This is a genomic window from [Actinomadura] parvosata subsp. kistnae (assembly GCF_900323885.1).
Lineage (GTDB): Bacteria > Actinomycetota > Actinomycetes > Streptosporangiales > Streptosporangiaceae > Nonomuraea > Nonomuraea composti.
Window position 1 is genome coordinate 24,708 of record NZ_OOHJ01000003.1, and the last position, 16,790, is coordinate 41,497.

Sequence of the window (16,790 nt, forward strand, 5' to 3'; positions counted from 1 at the left end):
GACTGCACCTCCAGGTAGTCGAAGATGCCTGGCCGGGCCCCGAGCACCCGGCCAGGCATCACACGCGCGTGTGACGCAAGTGAGATCACCCTCCGATACTGCTTTCGGGTGGTTTCGCCACTGGGTCTCTTCTGTTACCGCTGTGCTACAAGGCATGACCTTCGCGATTGGCGGGGCGCACGGTTGGGAAACGTTCTTGGTGACGATCGCGGCCTATCGGGGAGTTGCGGGTGACGGTCCGGCCTATTCGCATGTTCGATGATCCGGTGCTCCGCTCGGTCGCGGCGCCGATCCAGGATTTCGATCGGGAGCTGAGACGGCTGGTCAAGGCGCTGACGGCGACGATGCGGGCGGCGTCGGGGCGGGCCGGGCTGGCGGCTCCGCAGATCGGGGAGCCGGTGCGGGTGGTGGTCTATTCCTACGACGGCAGGTCGGGTCACCTGGTGAACCCGCGGCTGGAGCTGTCGGAGCGCAAGGTGACCGCCGACGAGGCGTGCCTGTCGGCGCCGGGCGTGTGGTGGCCGCTGGAACGCTCCTACATGGTCACGGCGCGCGGCCGGGACATGTTCGGCAAGCCCGTCACGGTGCGGGCGCTCGGCGTGCTGGCCCGGGTGCTGCAGCACGAGGTCGATCATCTCGACGGGGTGCTGTTCAGCGACCATCTCGAGGCGGCCGAGCGCGAGCGCTTCCTGGCGGAGGCGCTGCCCGCCGCGCCCTGAGCCAGCGCTGCCCGCCGCGCCCTGAGCCAGCGGTTCCCGCCGCGCCCTGAGCCGGCGGTTCCCGGCGCCGCCTGAGCCGGCGGTTCCGGCGCTTCTCGAGGCGGGCGAAACGCGTCAGGGGCAGGTTCGGCGGTAGGGGAGCTCCGGGATGTGCCGGCGCCACTCGGCCGGCGACAGGCCGCCGTCCTGGCGGCAGATCGCGGCGGCGGCCGCGCCCGGATCGACGATGATCCTGCGCAGGGCGCCGTCCGAGGAGGAGATGAGCAGCGCCGTCCGGTCGAACGCCACGGCCGGCACGGAGTCGGTGTAGTAGCTCATCGGCGTCCCGATCCGCTGGTGTTCGCGCCAGTCCCACAGCTGGATGCCGGTGTCGCCCTCGCTGCCGACGGTGGCGAGCAGTTCCCCTCGCGGGTAGGGGACGAGCGCGGCGACCGAGCCGGTGTAGAGGGCCTGGGGCGGGGCGAGGAGCGTGCGCAGGTCCCGGTCCCAGAACGTCAGGCGCCCGTCCGGGTCGCCGATCGCGGCCTTGTCCCCCATGAAGAGGATCCGCCCCTGGGCGCGGCCGTCGCTGTGGTGGGGCGTAACGCGCCGGTGGCCAGGTCGACCAGGACGCGTCCCTTGGTGGATTTGTCCACGAGCAGGCGGCGCCCGTCCGGCTCGAAGATCAAGGTCTGGGCGCCCGCGTGGGCGACGGTCCGCAGCCACCTGCCGGCCCGGACGTCCCACAGCTCCAGGTCCCCGATGTACGGGCCGCCGGCCCCGCCGCCGAGGGGTGCGACCGCGAGCGTGCGCCCGTCGGGAGAGAAGGCCACGGACAGGACGCCGACGGCCGCGGGCCCGCGCACCCGCAACGCGCCGGCGGCGCGGCCGGTCGTGGCGTCCCACAGCGTGCCCACGGGCGAGGCGGTGTGGGTGAGCGCGAGCGTGCGCCCGTCGGGGCTGAACACCGGGAAGTAACGGCTCTTGCCCGGGAGGTCGGCGACGGGGAGGGGGCCGCCGACGGGTGCGCGCGCGGCGACGTCCCACACGCGCACCTCCGGCCTGCCGTCCCGGTGCCCGGACGTCACGAGGAAGCGCCCGTCCGGGCTGAACAGCCGCTCGCCGCCGCCCGGCGCGAGCAGCGCGGGCCTGGTGTAGGGGGAGATGTCCAGGACGTGCACCGTCCCGTACGGGCCGGCCACCCGGAGCAGCATGCCGTCCGGCGAGAACCGGGGCTCGGCCTTCGCGTCCGCGGTCACGGACGTGTTCAGCACGAGCGTCTCGCCGTCCACCCGCCGCAGGAGCACCCACCCGTCACGCCAGACCCCCGCCAGGAACCGCCCGTCGGGGCTGAACGCCACCCTGTCCGCGGGCGGGACCATCGGGCTCCCGAGCTCCTTGCCCGAGGGCAGGTCCCACAGCCGGACGCCGTAGGGTGTCGTGACGGCCAGGCGCCGCCCGTCCGGGCTGAACACGCCGCCCTTCACACCGGCCGGCAGCGAGGGGGCGCGCAGCGGCGCACGCTTGGAGAGGTCCCAGAGCGCGGCCCGCTTCCCGCCGCTCGCGGAGGCCGGCGGGACGATCAGGGCGAGCCGGCCGTCCGGGCTGATGGCGGCGACCGGCTCGTCGAGGACGGGGGTACGGTCGGCGAGGTCCATGGCGACGTTCGTCCCGTCGCGCACGCCGATGAGCCGGCGCCCGTCGGGGCTGAACCGTACGGGGTCGAAGCGGGGCAAGGCCGCGCCGAGGTCGGTGAGGCCGCCGGCGCCGACGGCCCACAGCTGGGCGTTGGTGCCGTCGTGGACGGCCAGGGTGCGGCCGTCGGGGCTCCACACCAGCTTGTGGACCCGCGGGCCGGTCCACCGGGCGCTCGCGACCTCCTTCCTCGTGGTCACGTCGAGCACGCGCAGCGCGCCCGGCGCGGGCGCCGTGCCGGGCGTGAAGAGGGCGAGCCTGCCGCCGTCCGCGCTGAGGCCCTGCACCAGGTCCGCCGGATCGTAGGGGGCGGTGACGACGTCCACCAGCGGCAGCGCCATGGAGTCGATCAGCTCGCTCCTCGCCTCCGGGACGTGCGCGATCCGCCAGGCGGCGGCGCTCAGCCGGCGGGCCAGCCGCGGGTCGCTCGGCCGCAGGACGGCCGCGCGCCTGGCGGCCAGCCGGGCCGTCGCCTCCTCCAGGCGGCCGTCGGCCAGGCCCGCCTGCCGGATGGCGACCCCCGCCGCGACCAGGGAGGCGACCAGCAGGACCGCCAGCACGGCCGAGACCGCCACCCGCGTCCGCGAGGTGCGGCGGGCCAGCGCCAGGCTCGCGTCGGCGAAGCTCCGCTCGGACGGCGTCAGCTCGTCCCGGTCCCCCGGCTCGGCCAGCAGCTTCCCGGCGGCGGCCAGGCGGGCGCCCCGGTAGAGGAGCCCGGCGTCGCGGCCGTGCGCCTCCCACGCCCTGGCCGCGTCCGTGAGCTGCCGGTGCGCGCGCAGGCGGTCGCGCCCGTCGTCCACCCAGCCGCGCAGGCGCGGCCACGACTCGATCAGCGCCTCGTGCGCCAGCTCCACGGTGTCCTGGTGGAGCGTCAGCAGCCGGGCCCCGGCCAGCCGCTCGATGACCAGCGCCGTGTCCGGGTCGCCGCTCGGGTCCAGCTCCGCCCGCGCGGCCGGGCGGCGGGTCGCCTGGGCCTGCTCGCCCGGATCGATCAGCCGCAGCAGGATCCGCCGGGCGATCCGCGCCTGCGCCGGCGACAGGCCCGCGTAGACCTCCTCCGCCGTGTGGCTGATCGCCCCGTGGACCCGGCCGACGCTCTCGTAGGCGTCCAGGGTCAGCGTCTTTCCCGTACGGCGGCGCCACACCTCCCGCAGGGCGTGCGACATCAGCGGCAGTGCCTGGGGCTCGCCGGCGACGTCCTCGATGATCGCGGACGTCAGCGCCCGCTCCACGGTCAGCCCCTCGGCCATGGCCGGCCGGACGATGGCCTCCCGCAGCTCGTCCTGGTGCATCGGCCCGACCAGCAGGCCGGCCGCGCGCAGGGCCTCGGTGAGGCCGCGGTGCTCGGCGCAGCGGCCGTAGAAGTCGGCGCGCACCGCGATGACGACCCCTGCCCCATCGCCCGGCCCGCCCGGCCCGCCCGGCCCGCCCGACCCGCCTGGCCCGCCTGGCCCGCCTGGCCCGCCTGGCCCGCCGTCAGGGCGGCGCGCGGTGAGCAGCAGGTCGATGAACTCCTCGCGCTCGCGCGGGTCGTGACAGAGCGTGAACACCTCCTCGAACTGGTCCACGACGACCAGCGCGCCGCCGGCGGGGCGGAAGGCGCCGGCGTGCCGCATCGGGTGCTCCCCCGGCGTGATCACCACGGCCCGCGCGCTGACGGCGGGCACGAGCCCGGCCCGTAACAGGGACGACTTGCCGCTGCCCGACGAGCCGAACACCGCCGCGAACCCGTGCCGCCCCAGCAGCTCCCGCAGCTCCGCCACCAGCCCGTCACGGCCGAAGAAGCGGCCGGCGTCGCGGGTGTCGTAGGAGGCCAGCCCCGGGTACGGCCCGGCGGCGCCGTCGTCGTCCGCCCGCTCGCGGGCCAGCTCGGCGGCGGCCCGCCGCCAGCGCCGCTCCCACTCGGCGGGGTCCCCGCCGCAGGCGCGCACGAAGGCGAGGACGACGGGCAGCGACGCCAGCTTCTCCCCCGCCGCCGCCTGCGACAGCGTGGTGACCGAGTAGCCGGCCCGCCCGGCCATGGCCCGGTAGGTGAGCCCGCCCGCCTCTTGGCGCAGCTTGCGCAGCTCGTACGCGAAGCGCTGCACCGGCCCCGCCGCCGGGTCCACCGGGCTCTCACGACGGCCCGCCACCGCTACGGGGCTCCCGGGGCGGAGCCGTACGCCGTGAAGTGCATTGTTTTCCTGCCTGATGAGGGGTGCCGAACAATCCTGCCGCCCCGATCCTGGTGCCGGGGAAGCCTCAGTGGCAACCGGCCGGGCCGTTGCCCGCGTCCGGCGGACGAAGGAGATGTGTGCGTGGGAGTGTCCCCGCCGAGGGGGAGGACGGCAGGCGGGCCCGGCGCCTCATGGAGCGGGTGCACCTCGGGGAGTGCGGCAGCGCGGCCGAGGCGCTGGACGCCGAAAGGGAGGCTCTGGCCGTCTACCGGCGGCTGGCCGGCGCCGGTCCCGAGCGCTACCTGCCGGAGCTGGCCGGCTGCCTGAGCAGTCTCGGGGTGACGCTGGGCGAGCTCGGGCGGCACGGGGAGGCGCTGGACGCCGAGCGGGAGGCGGTGGCCGTCCTGCGGCGGCTGGCCGCGGCCGATCCCGGCCGGCACCTGGCCGATCTCGCCGACGCCCTGATCAACCTGGGGGCGACGCTGGCCGAGCTGGGCCGGCCGGACGAGGCGCTGCGGGCCGAGCGGGAGGCCGTCTCGGCGTACCGGCGGCTGGCGGCGGACGATCCCGGACGGTACCTCGCCGATCTGGCGGAGGTGCTGGCCGAGGTCGGAATGACCCTGCACGAGCGCGGGCTGCCCGTCGAGGCGCTGCCGCTGGTCGTGGAGGCGGTCACGCTTCTGAAGGGGCCGGTTCTGAAGGAGGCGGGCTTGCAGGAGGCGGGCTTGCAGGAGGCGGGCTTGAAGGAGACAGGCTTGAAGGAGGCAGGCGCCGCCGGGCGGTATCAGGCGCGGCTCGACCGCGCCCGGGCGTACCTGGGCACCGTCCTGTCGGCGCTCGGCCGTCCGGCGAGCACCTGAACCAATGGGGCAGTCAGTGGCGGGCGGCGGCTTCCGCGCGCAGGCTGAGCTCCTCGCGCCGCTGTTCCGGGTCGGTGCCGCCCCAGACGCCGTACGCCTGCCCCGTGCTCAGCGCGTACTCCAGGCACGGCCGGCGCACGGGACAGCCGTCACACACGTGTTTGGCCCGCTCGACCTGCGACTGGCTCGGACCTTCCATGGAGATCGGGAAGAACAGTTCCGGGTCCAGGTCGAGGCAGGCGGCCCTGCGGGTCCAGTCGAGCATCATCATCATGCTCTTCGCGCCTACCCATCGCCCCGCGGGTCATACCTCGCTGAGCAGGGCATCCCAATCGGAGAGGAATCTTCCGAGCCCGTACCGTGACAGGGCGGCGGCTCTGGCGGCCTTGCCGGCCTGGCTCGCGACCTCGGGATCCTCGGCGTAGGCGTGCAGGGCGTCGGCCAGCACGTGCACCTTGGTCGACAGGACCCCGGCCTCGGGCGGCACCGCCTCGATCGCCTCGGTGGCGGCCAGCGCGACGACGGGCATGCCGAGCGTCATGGCCTCGATGAGGGCCAGGCCGAGCGAGGTCCACCGGTAGGGGTGCAGGTAGACGCGCCTGCGGGCCAGCTCGGCGTGCATGACGTGCTGGGGCAGGTCCTCGTACGTGCCGTACGGGAGCCCGTTCACCTTCATGCCGAACACGTCGAGCGGCACCCGCTCGGCGAAGCGGGGCAGCAGGTCGGTGCCGGCGACCCTGGTGCGGCGGACGGGCTCGTTGACGACGACGCCGGCCCGGGGCAGCTCGCCGGTGTAGAGGTGGCCGGGGTCGGGGATGCCGTGCTCGATGACGCGGGTGGGAGCGCGGCCGTTGTCCCAGTACAGCTCGTTGAAGTAGGTGACGTGCACGATCGGGATGTCGGTGCGGTCGGCGAGGGGGTGGCGGGTGCGGGGCACGTCGCCGGCGGGCGTGTTGTGCTCGACGTACACGCCGGGCACATCGCGGCCGAGCCATTCGCGGGCCAGGTCGATCTCGTGGGGGCGCTGGTAGACGACGACGTCCACGTGCTCGTCGCGCAGCCGCTCCCAGGGCACCTCGCGGGCGCTGTCCGGCCAGTCGTAGGTGGCCGCCCGCCCCCGGCCATCGGGACCACGGCCGGGAACGAGCGGCAGCAGGTACTCGTGGGACCCCCGGATGAACGCGCTGGTCCACGAGCCGTGCACGTGCCAGATGAGGATCCTCACCAGCGGCTCCAGCCCATGGCGCGGGCCCAAGGCGCCGCCGCGGCGGGCACGGGGCTCTCGGCGTCGCTCAGGACGCGGTCCACGACGTCGATCAGGTCGTCGGCGACCTCGGCGGCCTGCGTGATCTCCTCGCGCAGCGTCTCCTGGGTCGGGACGAGGATGCCCCTGGCCCCGGCGGCGCGGGCGGCCTCCATGTCGCGGCCGATGTCGCCGACGACGACGCAGTCGCGGGGGCTGACGTCGAGCACGGCAGCGGCTCTGATGACCAGGCCGGGCGCGGGTTTGCGGCAGGTGCAGCCGTCGGCGTCGTCGTGCACGCAGATCGCCCACGCGTCGAACGGGCCGAGCAGCTCCTCCACCTTGGCGTTCACCTGGTCCATCTCGTCGGGCGTCAGCAGGCCCTTGGCGACGCCCGACTGGTTGGTGACCACGGCCACCGGGACGTCGGCGTGCCTGAGCCTGTGCAGGGCCTCGATCGCGCCCGGCATGGGCTCGACGAGGTCCGGATCGCCGTTGTACGGCACGTCCCTGATCAAGGTCCCGTCCCGGTCGAAGAGCACGGCGCCGGGACGTCGCTTTTCGAACACCTTTCACCTCCGTCGCGTGTCCGGCAGCTACCCGGCGCCTGCCCTGGCAAACAACTACTTAAAGTGACCAAGTGCAGGAGCTTCCGCCTGTTTTCGCATCTCCCGACGTCGCTCGATGTTTGAGAACCGCTTCTCTCGGTAGCGGTTCTCGACATCCTTAGGGGGAGGAAGCATGAAGTTTCTCGGCATCAACGCGATCTTCCACGACCCGGCCGCCGCCCTGGTGGTCGACGGGAGGATCGTCGCCGCGGCTGAGGAGGAGCGCTTCAGCCGCCGCAAGCACGGCAAGAGGCCGCTGGCGTTCTCGGCGTGGGAGCTGCCGGAGCTGGCCGCCGCGTGGTGCCTGCGCGAGGCGGGCCTGTCCCCTGAGGACATCGACGCGGTGGCCTACTCCTACGATCCGTCGCTGGTCGTGCAGAAGCCGGAGGGCGACTGGGAGGACCTGCGCACCAAGTACGCGGTGCGCGCCCCGGCCTTCCTCGCCACGGCGCTGCCCGGCCTGGACCCCGGCCAGGTGAGCTACGTGCCGCACCACGTGGCGCACGCCGCCTCGGCGGGCCTGGCGGCGCCGTGGCGCGACTGCGCGGTGCTGGTGGCCGACGGGCGCGGCGAGAACGTCTCGCACCTGGCGGGCCGCTATCGCGGCGGCGAGCTGGAGGTGCTGGCGGCGCAGAAGCTGCCGCACTCCCTGGGCCTCATGTACGAGGACGTCACCGAGCATCTGGGTTTCCTGCGCTCCAGCGACGAGTACAAGGTGATGGCGATGGCCTCCTACGGCCGGCCCCGCCACCTGGAGGCGCTGCGCGAGGTGATCTACACGACCGGCGACGGCGGCTTCCGCGTCGAGCCGGTCGACTGGAGCGTGTACGCCAAGGCGCTGAAGAAGGGCGCCCCGTGGACCTCCGACCACGCCGATCTGGCCGCCAGCGTGCAGGCGAGGCTGGAGGAGGTGCTGCTGGAGCTGGTGCGCTGGCTGCACGAGCGCACCGGTGAGCGGCGGCTGGCGCTGGCCGGCGGGGTCGCGCTGAACTGCGTGGCCAACACGCGGCTGCTGGACGAGGGCCCGTTCGACGAGATCTGGGTCCAGCCGGCGGCGGGCGACTCGGGCACCGCGCTGGGCGGGGCGCTGCACCTGGCGCAGTCGTACGGCGAGCCGGCCGGCCCCATGCCGGACGCGGCGCTCGGGCGCGGCTTCACCGACGAGGAGCTCGGGGCGTGGCTGGACGTCGCCCGCGTCCCGCACACCCGCCCGGCCGACCTGGCCGCCGCGGTGGCCGCGGAGCTGGCGGCCGACCGGATCGTGGCCTGGTTCCAGGGGCGGGCCGAGTACGGGCCGCGCGCGCTGGGGCAGCGCTCGCTGCTGGCCCATCCGGGGCACGCCCGCAACACCGAGCGGCTGAACGACGTCAAGGGGCGCGAGCAGTTCCGGCCGATCGCGCCGATGGTGCTGGAGTCGCGGGCCCGCGAGATCTTCGGGCGGGGCCCGGTGCCGTCGCCGTACATGCTGTTCGTCCACGACGTGCACCCGGACTGGGCGGCGCGGATCCCGGCGGTCGTGCACGTGGACGGGACGGCGCGGATCCAGACGATCTCGCCGCGCGAGCAGCCGCTGATGGCGCGGGTGCTGAGCGAGTTCGAGGCACGCACGGGGCTGCCGGTGGTGGTCAACACGAGCCTGAACACGGCCGGGCGCCCCATGGTGGACGACCCGCGTGACGCGCTGGAGTGCTTCGGGTCCTCGCCGGTGGACGTGCTGGTCCTCGGTCCGTACGTGGTGCGGCGAGGGGAGGTGTTCGCCTCGTGATCACCGTGGTGATCCCCACCATCGGGCGGCCCACCCTGTGCGACACGCTGGCGGCCGTGGGGCCGGGCGTGCCGGTGGTCGTGGTGGACGACCGAGCCGATCCGACCCCGGCACTGGAGCCTTTGCCCGCCAACGTCCGGGTCGTCCGGTCGGGCGGGCGGGGCCCCGCCGCCGCGCGGAACGCCGGATGGCGGGCCGCGGACACGCCGTGGGTGGTGTTCCTCGACGACGACGTGATCCCCGCGCCGGGGTGGGCCGAGGCGGTCTGGAAGGACCTGGTGGACCTGCCCGACGACGTGGCCGGCAGCCAGGGGCGCATCGTGGTGCCGCTGCCGCCCGGCCGCAGGCCCACCGACGGCGAGCGGCACACGGCCGGGCTGTCGGGGGCGCTGTGGGTGACGGCCGACATGGCCTACCGGCGGGCGGCGCTGGAGGGCGCCGGCGGGTTCGACGAGCGGTTCCCCCGGGCGTACCGGGAGGACGCCGATCTGGCGCTGCGGGTGATGGAGGCCGGGCACCGGCTGGTCATGGGCGAGCGGGTGACCGAGCATCCGGTGCGGGACGACGGGTTCTGGGCGAGCGTGCGGTTCCAGCGGGGGAACGCGGACGACGCGCTCATGCGGCGCCTGCACGGGCCGTCCTGGCGTTCCAGGATCGGCGGCGGGCCGGGGCGGCTGCGCCTGCACGCGGCCACGACCGCCGCGGGCCTGTCGGCCCTGCTCCTGGGAGCGGCGGCGGGACGGCTTAAGGCGGGGCGGGGGCCGGCCGTGGCGGCGTGGGGTGCCGCGGCGGTGTGGGCGGCGCTGACCGCCGAGTTCGCCTGGCGGCGGATCGCGCCGGGCCCGCGCAGCCCGGAGGAGGTGCTGCGGATGGCCGTCACCAGCGTGCTGATCCCGCCGGTCGCATGCGTGCACCGGCTTCGGGGGGAATGGAGGGTCCGGCGATGAGCAGGAGTGCGCAGGAACGTTCCAGCAAGGGCCGTGCCACGAGGGACAGGACCGCTGAAGACAGGACCGCTCAAGACAGGACCGCTCAAGACAGGACCGCTCAAGACAGGACCGCTCAAGACAAGGCCACCCCGGACAGGGCCGCCAGGAGCGAGAGTGTGCGGGACCGGGGGCGCGTGCTCGTGGCGCGCCTCGACGACGCCGGTGACGTGCTGCTGGCCGGGCCGGCCGTGCGGGCCGTCCGGGCGGGGGCCCGCGAGGTGGTCTTCCTGGCCGGCCCGAACGGCAGGGCGGCGGCCGAGCTGCTGCCCGGCGTGGACCGCGTGATCGTGTGGCGGGCCCCGTGGATCGACCACACGCCGCCGCCCGTGACGGCGGAGGGTGTGCGGGAGCTGGTCGCGCAGGCCGGCGGGATCGACGAGGCGGTGCTGCTGACGTCGTTCCACCAGTCGGCGCTGCCGCTGGCGTTGCTGCTGAGGCTGGCCGGGGTGAAGCGGATCACCGCGATCAGCAACGACTACCCGGGTTCGTTGCTCGACGTGCGGCACGTGGTGGACGAGAGCGTGGACGTGCCGGAGGCGGAGCGCATGCTGGCGGTCGCGCGGGCGGCCGGGTTCGAGCTGCCGGAGGGCGATGACGGGAAACTCGCTGTTCAGCGCCCGTTGCCGGATATAGCGAAATTTACGGGGCAATGGGTAGGCGTCGGCGGCGTAGCCGACAAAGGCGCGTATGTCGTGGTGCACCCAGGGACCTCGGCCCCCGCCCGTACCTGGCCTGCGGAAAGGCACCGGCAGGCGGTGCGGGAGCTGGTCGAGGACGGGCACCAGGTCGTCGTGACCGGCACGGAACGTGACCTCACCGCCTACGTGGCCAGCGACGTCGCGGTCGATCTGGGCGGCGTGACCACATTCGCAGAACTGGCTGCCGTGATCGAGCGTGCCGGCGTGCTCGTGGCGGGCAACACCGGCCCCGCGCACCTGGCCGCGGCGGTCGGAACACCGGTCGTGAGCCTGTTCGCCCCCGTGGTCCCTGCGGTGCGGTGGGCCCCGTACGGCGTGCCGGTGGTGCTGCTGGGCGACCAGGAAGCGCCCTGCCGTGGAAGCAGGGCGCGGACCTGCCCGGTGGCCGGGCACCCGTGCCTGTCCCAAGTGACGAGTGAGCAGGTGGTCAAGGCAGTGAGGGAGCTGACGCAGTGAAGGTCGATCTCATCTCGGAGCACGCGGACCCGCTGGCGGCGGTCGGCGGCGTCGACTCCGGCGGCCAGAACGTTCACGTCGCCGCGCTGGCCATGGCCCTGGCCGAGCGCGGGCACAGCGTCGTCGTCCACACCCGTCGCTCCTCCGAGTCGCAACCGGACTCGGTGAGCCTCGCGCCGGGCGTCACGGTCGAGTACGTCCCCGCCGGGCCCGCGGCTCCCGTTCCGAAGGACGAGCTGCCGCCGTTCATGCCGGAGTTCACCGAGTGGCTGGCCGCGCGCTGGTCCGCCGACCCGCCGGACGTCGCGCACGCGCACTTCTGGATGAGCGGGCAGGCGGCGCTGCGGGCCGCGGCGTCCCTGGGGGTGCCCGTGGTGCAGACGTTCCACGCGCTGGGCACCGTCAAGCGGCGCTGGCAGGGCGCGGCCGACACCAGCCCCGCGCACCGCATCGAGACCGAGCGCGAGATCGGCCTGCGGGCCGACATGGTGCTGGCGACGTGCAGCGACGAGGTGAACGAGCTGTGCGCGATGGGCATCCCCGAGCACCGCATCGGGGTCGTGCCGTGCGGGGTGGACCTGTCGAGGTTCTGCCCGGAGGGGCCGGTGGCGCCGCGTACGGACGGGCCGCTCGTGCTCAGCATCGGCCGGATGGTGCCGCGCAAGGGCGTGGACACCGTGATCGCGGCGCTGCGCCAGCTCCCGGACGTCAACCTGGTGATCGCCGGCGGCACCCCGGACGACGAGGAGGCGGTCCGGCTGCGCGAGCTGGCCGAGGGGTACGGGATCGGCGACCGCGTGCACGTCATCGGCTCGGTGCCGCGCCGGCACGTGCCGGCCCTGATGCGCTCGGCCGACGTCGTGGTGACGGTGCCCTGGTACGAGCCGTTCGGCATGGTGCCCGTGGAGGCCATGGCGTGCGGCGTGCCGGTCGTCGCCTCGGCGGTCGGCGGCCACCTCGACTCGGTCGCGGGCTGCGGCGTGCTCGTGCCGCCGCGCCGCCCGCGCGCCCTGGCCAGGGCGCTCAAGGACGTGCTCGGCGACGACGAGCGGCGGGCCGCACTCGGCGCCGCCGGCGCGGCCCGGGCCAGGGAGCGGTACGGCTGGCCGCGCGTGGCCGAGCTGACCGAGGCCGTGTACACGCAGGTCATCGACGGAAAGGTCTGCCGGCTGGCGGCCCTGGGGGGTTGATCATGGATGCCCATCTGGAGAAGCTCTGGAACACCCTGGAGAAGGTCGATGACCACGCGGTCACCGTCCGGGGCTGGGGAGGCCGGCTGGCCGCCGTGCTGGCCGCCGGGGGCAGGCTGCTGGCCTGCGGCAACGGCGGCTCCGCGGCGGAGGCGCAGCATCTGACGGCCGAGCTGGTGGGCCGGTTCAGGGACGACCGGCAGCCGTACGCGGCGATCCCGCTGCACGCCGACAGCTCGTCGCTGACGGCGATCGCCAACGACTTCGGCGCCGAGCAGGTCTACGCCCGCCAGGTGCGCGCGCACGGCCGTACCGGGGACGTGCTGCTGTGCCTGTCCACCAGCGGCGGCAGCCCGAACGTGCTGGCCGCCGCCAGGGCGGCGCAGGAGGCCGGGCTCGCGGCCTGGGCCATGACGGGCCCGGCCCCGAACCCGCTCGCCGACCTGTGCGACGAGGCCGTCACCATCCCGGGCGAGACCGCCACCGTGCAAGAGGTGCACCTGGCGCTCATCCACCTGCTGTGCGACGCCGTAGAGGAGGCGCTGTGACGGACGGACCGCTGGTCGTCATCGGGGACACGCTGCTCGACGTGGACGTCGAGGGCGAGGCCGACCGGCTCTGCCCGGACGCGCCCGTGCCGGTGGTGGACGTCGCCACCGAGCAGGCCCGTCCCGGCGGGGCCGGGCTGGCGGCGCTGCTGGCCGCCCGCGACGGCGCCGACGTCGTGCTGATCACCGCCGTGGGCGACGACCCCGACGGGCACCGCCTGTGCGGGCTGCTGTCGGAGGAGCTCGACCTGGTACGGCTGCCGCTGCGTGGCGGCACCGTCCGCAAGACCAGGGTCAGGGCGCGCGGCCAGACGCTGGTCAGGCTCGACAGCGGCGACGGCACGGCCACGTACTCCCCCACCACGGAAGCGGTCGAGGCGATCAGGCGGGCCGGCGCGGTGCTGGTCTCCGACTACGGCAGGGGCGTGGCCAGGATGGCCCGCGAGCTGCTGCGCGATCTCGACGTGCCGGTGGTGTGGGACCCGCATCCGCGGGGCGAGCAGCCGATGCCCGGCTGCGCGCTGCTGACGCCCAGCGAGGCGGAGGCGCGGATGCTCTGCCCGTCCGGCTACCACGGCCCCGACCAGGCGGCCCGCCGCCTGGTGCGGACGCTGCGGGCCGGGGCGGTGGCCGTCACGACCGGCGCGCGCGGGGCCGCGCTCGCCGTGGCGGGCGGCCCGCTGACCACGGTGCCGCCGCCGGTGCGGGCGGGCGGCCAGGACGCGTGCGGCGCGGGCGACCGGCTCGCCGGCGCCGCGGCGCTGGCGCTGCGCGACGGCGCCGGCGCCGAGGAGGCGGTCACGATCGGCGTGGGCGAGGCGTCCCGCTTCGTCGAGCGCGGCGGGGCCGCCTCCGTGAGGGTGCAGGAGCAGCGGCTCGGCGACCGGCCGCGCACCGCGCTGGAGGTGGCCAGGCTCACCCGCGCGAACGGCGGCCGGCTGATCGCCACCGGCGGCTGCTTCGACCTGCTGCACGCGGGCCACGTGAGCCTGCTGCGGCGGGCCAGGGCGCTCGGCGACGCGCTGGTCGTCTGCGTCAACTCCGACGACTCGGTACGCCGGCTGAAGGGCCCGTCCAGGCCCATCGTGGACGTGCGCGACCGGGTCGAGGTGCTGCGGGCGCTGGGCTGCGTGGACGCGGTGCTGGTGTTCGACGAGGACACCCCGGCCGCCGCCATCGAGCAGCTGCGCCCCGACGTGTGGGTGAAGGGCGGCGACTACGAGGGGGAAGTGCTGCCCGAATCCGAGGTCCTCGGCAGGCTCGGCGCGGAGATCGTCGTGCTGAGCACGCTGCCGGGGCGTTCGACAACCAATCTGATCAGGGAGATCCAGTGAATGTATTGATCACCGGGGGCGCGTCCGGGCTCGGCCTGGCCACGGCCGAGGCCGTGGAGAAGGAGGGCTGGAAGGCGCTCGTCGTGGACGTGCGCGAGCCCGACCAGCGCTTCGAGCACGTGACCGCGGATCTGGCCGACCGCGGCGAGGCCGAGCGGGCGGTGCGCGAGCTGGCCGAGCGGGCCGGCGGCCTGGACGCCGTCGTGACGGCCGCCGGCATCGACGCGTGCGGCCGGCTGGAGGACGTGCCGGCCGACGACTGGGAGCGGGTCATCCGGGTGAACCTGCTCGGCACGGCCTCGGTCGTGCGGGCGGCGCTGCCGTACCTGAAGCACACCCGCGGCAAGGTCGTCACCTGTGCCTCGACGCTGGGGCTGCGGCCGCTCAGCGACGCGTCGGCGTACTCGGCGTCGAAGTTCGGCGTCGTCGGCTTCACCAGGGGCCTGGCGATCGAGACGCGCGGGGAGATCGGCGTGACGCTGCTGATCCCCGGCGGCATGCGCACGGGCTTCTTCGACGGACGCCCCGACCAGTACAAGCCGGGCCCCGAGGCCGGGCTGAACGATCCGGCCGACGTGGCGCAAACCATCGTCTTCGCACTGCGGCAGCCGGCCGGATGTGAGGTGAGAGAGCTCGTCGTCTGCCCGTCCACGGAGACGTCATGGCCCTAGAACTTCTCGCCCTGCGCGGGCTCGGCCTGGGCGACCTGCTCACGGCCGTGCCCGCCCTGCGGTCCCTGCGCCAGGCGTTTCCGGCGCACCGGATCACCCTGGCCGCGCCGCGCTACCTGGAGGCCCTGCTGCCGCTGATCGGCGCGGTGGACGACCAGGTGGACGTGGCCGGGCCGGGCCCCATCCCGATGGAGGCGCTGCCGTTCGAGCGCCCCGACGTCGCGGTCAACCTGCACGGGCGGGGGCCGCAGTCCATCGAGGCGCTGCGCGCCACGGATCCGGGGCGGCTGATCAGCTTCGGCACCGGCCCGCCCTGGCAGGACGGCGTGCACGAGGTGCGGCGGTGGTGCGAGCTGCTGGAGTGGCACGGCATCCCCGCCGATCCCAGTGACCTGACGCTCGGGATCTCCGACCGGACGGGTCCGGCGATCGTGCATCCAGGCGCCGCCTACCCCGCGCGCCGCTGGCCGCCCGAGCGGTTCGCCGAGGTGGCCGCCGCGCTGGACGACGTGGTCATCACGGGCAACGCGGAGGAGGTGCCCATCGCCTCCCGGGTCGCCGAGCTGGCGGGGCTGCCTCCGGAGCGGATGCTGGCCGGGCGCACCCGCCTGGCCGACCTGATCGATCTGGTCAGCAAGGCGAAGCTGGTGGTGTGCGGCGACACCGGCGTGGCCCATCTGGCGACGGCGTTCTGCGTGCCGTCGGTGGTGCTGTTCGGGCCGGTCTCGCCCAAGCTGTGGGGCCCGCCGCCCGGCTGGCGGCACGTGGCGTTGTGGGCCGGGCAGAACGGCGACCCGCACGGCCAGCGGCCCGACCCGGGCCTGCTGAAGATCGAGGTATCCGAAGTCGTCGACGCCGCCATGGAGGTCATCTCATGAGGGCTCTGGTCACCGGAGGCGCCGGGTTCCTCGGCTCCTATCTCTGCGAGCGGCTGCTGGAGGAGGGTGCGGAGGTCGTCTGCATGGACAGCTTCCTCACCGGCGGTCCGCGCAACGTCGAGCACCTTCTCGAACGCCCCGAGTTCCGGCTCATCGAGTGCGACCTGACCGGGTACGTGCACGTCCCGGACCGGCTGGACCTGGTGCTGCACTTCGCCTCGGCCGCCTCTCCGGCCGACTACCTGCGCTACCCGATCGAGACGCTGCGGGTGGGCAGCGTCGGCACGCTGCACGCGCTGGGGCTGGCCAGGGAGAAGGGCGCCCGGTTCGTGCTGGCCTCCACGAGCGAGGTGTACGGCGACCCGCTGGAGCACCCGCAGAAGGAGACGTACTGGGGCAACGTCAACCCGGTCGGGCCGCGCAGCGTGTACGACGAGGCCAAGCGCTTCGCCGAGTCGCTGACCACCGCGTACCGGCACTCGCGCGGCACCGACACCGGGATCGTGCGGATCTTCAACACCTACGGCCCGCGGATGCGGCCGTTCGACGGCCGCGCGATCCCGACGTTCATCCGCCAGGCGCTGACCGGCGAGCCGATCACGATCACCGGCGACGGCTCGCAGACCCGCTCCATCTGCTACGTCGACGACACCGTGTCGGGCATCCTGGCCATGGCCCGCAGCGACTTCGCCGGGCCCGTCAACATCGGCAACCCCGACGAGCTGACCATGCTGGAGCTGGCCACGCTGGTGAAGAAGCTGACCGGGTCGTCGTCGGAGATCCGCTTCATCGACCGGCCCGCCGACGACCCGAAGGTGCGCCGGCCTGACACCTCGCTGGCCGCCGAGCGGCTGGGCTGGCGGGCTCAGGTGCCCGCCGAGGAGGGGCTGCGCCGCACGATCGAGTGGTTCTCGGCGGAGCTGGCCGCGATCGAGCAGCTCGAACGCCTCCAGGTCTGACGGCCAGAGCGCTGCCCCCGCCGGAGTCGCGGCGGGGGCAGG

At 74.5% G+C, this 16,790-nt stretch carries 16 protein-coding genes; 11 read left to right on the forward strand and 5 right to left on the reverse strand.

Annotation, left to right across the window (positions count from 1 at the left end; genetic code table 11):
• Window positions 1-230: 230 nt before the first annotated feature.
• Complete coding sequence (gene def / locus KIS93_RS00615) at window positions 231-719, forward strand: peptide deformylase (protein ID WP_080046533.1); 489 nt, start codon at window positions 231-233, stop codon at window positions 717-719.
• Window positions 720-833: 114 nt separating this feature from the next.
• Here the strand turns inward: def and KIS93_RS00620 are convergent, their stop codons facing one another.
• Window positions 834-1,256 carry a WD40 repeat domain-containing protein gene (locus tag KIS93_RS00620; protein ID WP_186403501.1) on the reverse strand — a complete coding sequence of 141 codons (423 nt, stop codon included), beginning with the start codon at window positions 1,254-1,256 and terminating at the stop codon, window positions 834-836.
• Window positions 1,214-4,525: an nSTAND1 domain-containing NTPase gene (locus KIS93_RS00625; protein ID WP_186403502.1), complete on the reverse strand. Its 3,312-nt coding sequence runs from the start codon at window positions 4,523-4,525 to the stop codon at window positions 1,214-1,216. Before KIS93_RS00625 ends, KIS93_RS00620 begins: the two co-directional genes overlap by 43 nt.
• A 161-nt stretch (window positions 4,526-4,686) precedes the next feature.
• Between KIS93_RS00625 and KIS93_RS00630 the strand changes: the two genes are divergently transcribed.
• Window positions 4,687-5,409: a tetratricopeptide repeat protein gene (locus KIS93_RS00630; RefSeq protein ID WP_155126606.1), complete on the forward strand. Its 723-nt coding sequence runs from the start codon at window positions 4,687-4,689 to the stop codon at window positions 5,407-5,409.
• Window positions 5,410-5,422: 13 nt separating this feature from the next.
• Here KIS93_RS00630 and KIS93_RS00635 read toward each other — a convergent pair whose 3' ends face one another.
• From KIS93_RS00635 to KIS93_RS00645, 3 genes are read right to left on the reverse strand one after another with little or no spacing between them, the layout of a single operon-like run.
• Window positions 5,423-5,680, reverse strand: a complete 258-nt coding sequence (locus KIS93_RS00635) for a WhiB family transcriptional regulator (RefSeq protein WP_080046532.1) — start codon at window positions 5,678-5,680, stop codon at window positions 5,423-5,425.
• A 33-nt stretch (window positions 5,681-5,713) separates the two neighbouring features.
• Window positions 5,714-6,634, reverse strand: a complete 921-nt coding sequence (locus tag KIS93_RS00640; protein ID WP_186403503.1) for a glycosyltransferase — start codon at window positions 6,632-6,634, stop codon at window positions 5,714-5,716.
• The gene (locus tag KIS93_RS00645; RefSeq protein ID WP_230466020.1) at window positions 6,631-7,221 is read right to left on the reverse strand and encodes a D-glycero-alpha-D-manno-heptose-1,7-bisphosphate 7-phosphatase; all 591 of its coding nucleotides are present in this window, start codon (window positions 7,219-7,221) and stop codon (window positions 6,631-6,633) included. Before KIS93_RS00645 ends, KIS93_RS00640 begins: the two co-directional genes overlap by 4 nt.
• A 172-nt stretch (window positions 7,222-7,393) precedes the next feature.
• On the opposite strand from KIS93_RS00645, the gene KIS93_RS00650 reads away from it, so the two are divergent.
• From KIS93_RS00650 to KIS93_RS00690, 9 genes are all read left to right on the forward strand, one after another.
• Window positions 7,394-9,025 carry a carbamoyltransferase family protein gene (locus KIS93_RS00650; protein ID WP_080037218.1) on the forward strand — a complete coding sequence of 544 codons (1,632 nt, stop codon included), beginning with the start codon at window positions 7,394-7,396 and terminating at the stop codon, window positions 9,023-9,025.
• Window positions 9,022-9,972 (forward strand): glycosyltransferase family 2 protein, encoded by a 951-nt coding sequence (locus tag KIS93_RS00655; RefSeq protein WP_080037217.1) that lies wholly within the window; start codon window positions 9,022-9,024, stop codon window positions 9,970-9,972. Before KIS93_RS00650 ends, KIS93_RS00655 begins: the two co-directional genes overlap by 4 nt.
• A gap of 158 nt (window positions 9,973-10,130) precedes the next feature.
• Entirely contained in the window at window positions 10,131-11,168 is a 1,038-nt protein-coding gene (locus KIS93_RS00660) for a glycosyltransferase family 9 protein (RefSeq protein WP_246005148.1), read from the forward strand.
• Window positions 11,165-12,358, forward strand: coding sequence for a glycosyltransferase (locus KIS93_RS00665; RefSeq protein WP_080037216.1), 1,194 nt, complete (start codon window positions 11,165-11,167; stop codon window positions 12,356-12,358). Before KIS93_RS00660 ends, KIS93_RS00665 begins: the two co-directional genes overlap by 4 nt.
• A gap of 2 nt (window positions 12,359-12,360) precedes the next feature.
• Window positions 12,361-12,906 carry a D-sedoheptulose-7-phosphate isomerase gene (locus KIS93_RS00670; RefSeq protein ID WP_080037215.1) on the forward strand — a complete coding sequence of 182 codons (546 nt, stop codon included), beginning with the start codon at window positions 12,361-12,363 and terminating at the stop codon, window positions 12,904-12,906.
• Window positions 12,903-14,240, forward strand: coding sequence for a PfkB family carbohydrate kinase (locus tag KIS93_RS00675; RefSeq protein ID WP_080037214.1), 1,338 nt, complete (start codon window positions 12,903-12,905; stop codon window positions 14,238-14,240). The genes KIS93_RS00670 and KIS93_RS00675 overlap by 4 nt, the downstream gene beginning before the upstream one ends.
• On the forward strand, window positions 14,237-14,911 hold the full coding sequence (locus tag KIS93_RS00680) for an SDR family oxidoreductase (protein WP_080037213.1): 675 nt from the start codon (window positions 14,237-14,239) through the stop codon (window positions 14,909-14,911). The genes KIS93_RS00675 and KIS93_RS00680 overlap by 4 nt, the downstream gene beginning before the upstream one ends.
• Entirely contained in the window at window positions 14,902-15,789 is an 888-nt protein-coding gene (locus KIS93_RS00685) for a glycosyltransferase family 9 protein (protein WP_080037212.1), read from the forward strand. Before KIS93_RS00680 ends, KIS93_RS00685 begins: the two co-directional genes overlap by 10 nt.
• Complete coding sequence (locus tag KIS93_RS00690; RefSeq protein WP_080037211.1) at window positions 15,786-16,748, forward strand: UDP-glucuronic acid decarboxylase family protein; 963 nt, start codon at window positions 15,786-15,788, stop codon at window positions 16,746-16,748. Before KIS93_RS00685 ends, KIS93_RS00690 begins: the two co-directional genes overlap by 4 nt.
• Window positions 16,749-16,790 lie beyond the last annotated feature (42 nt).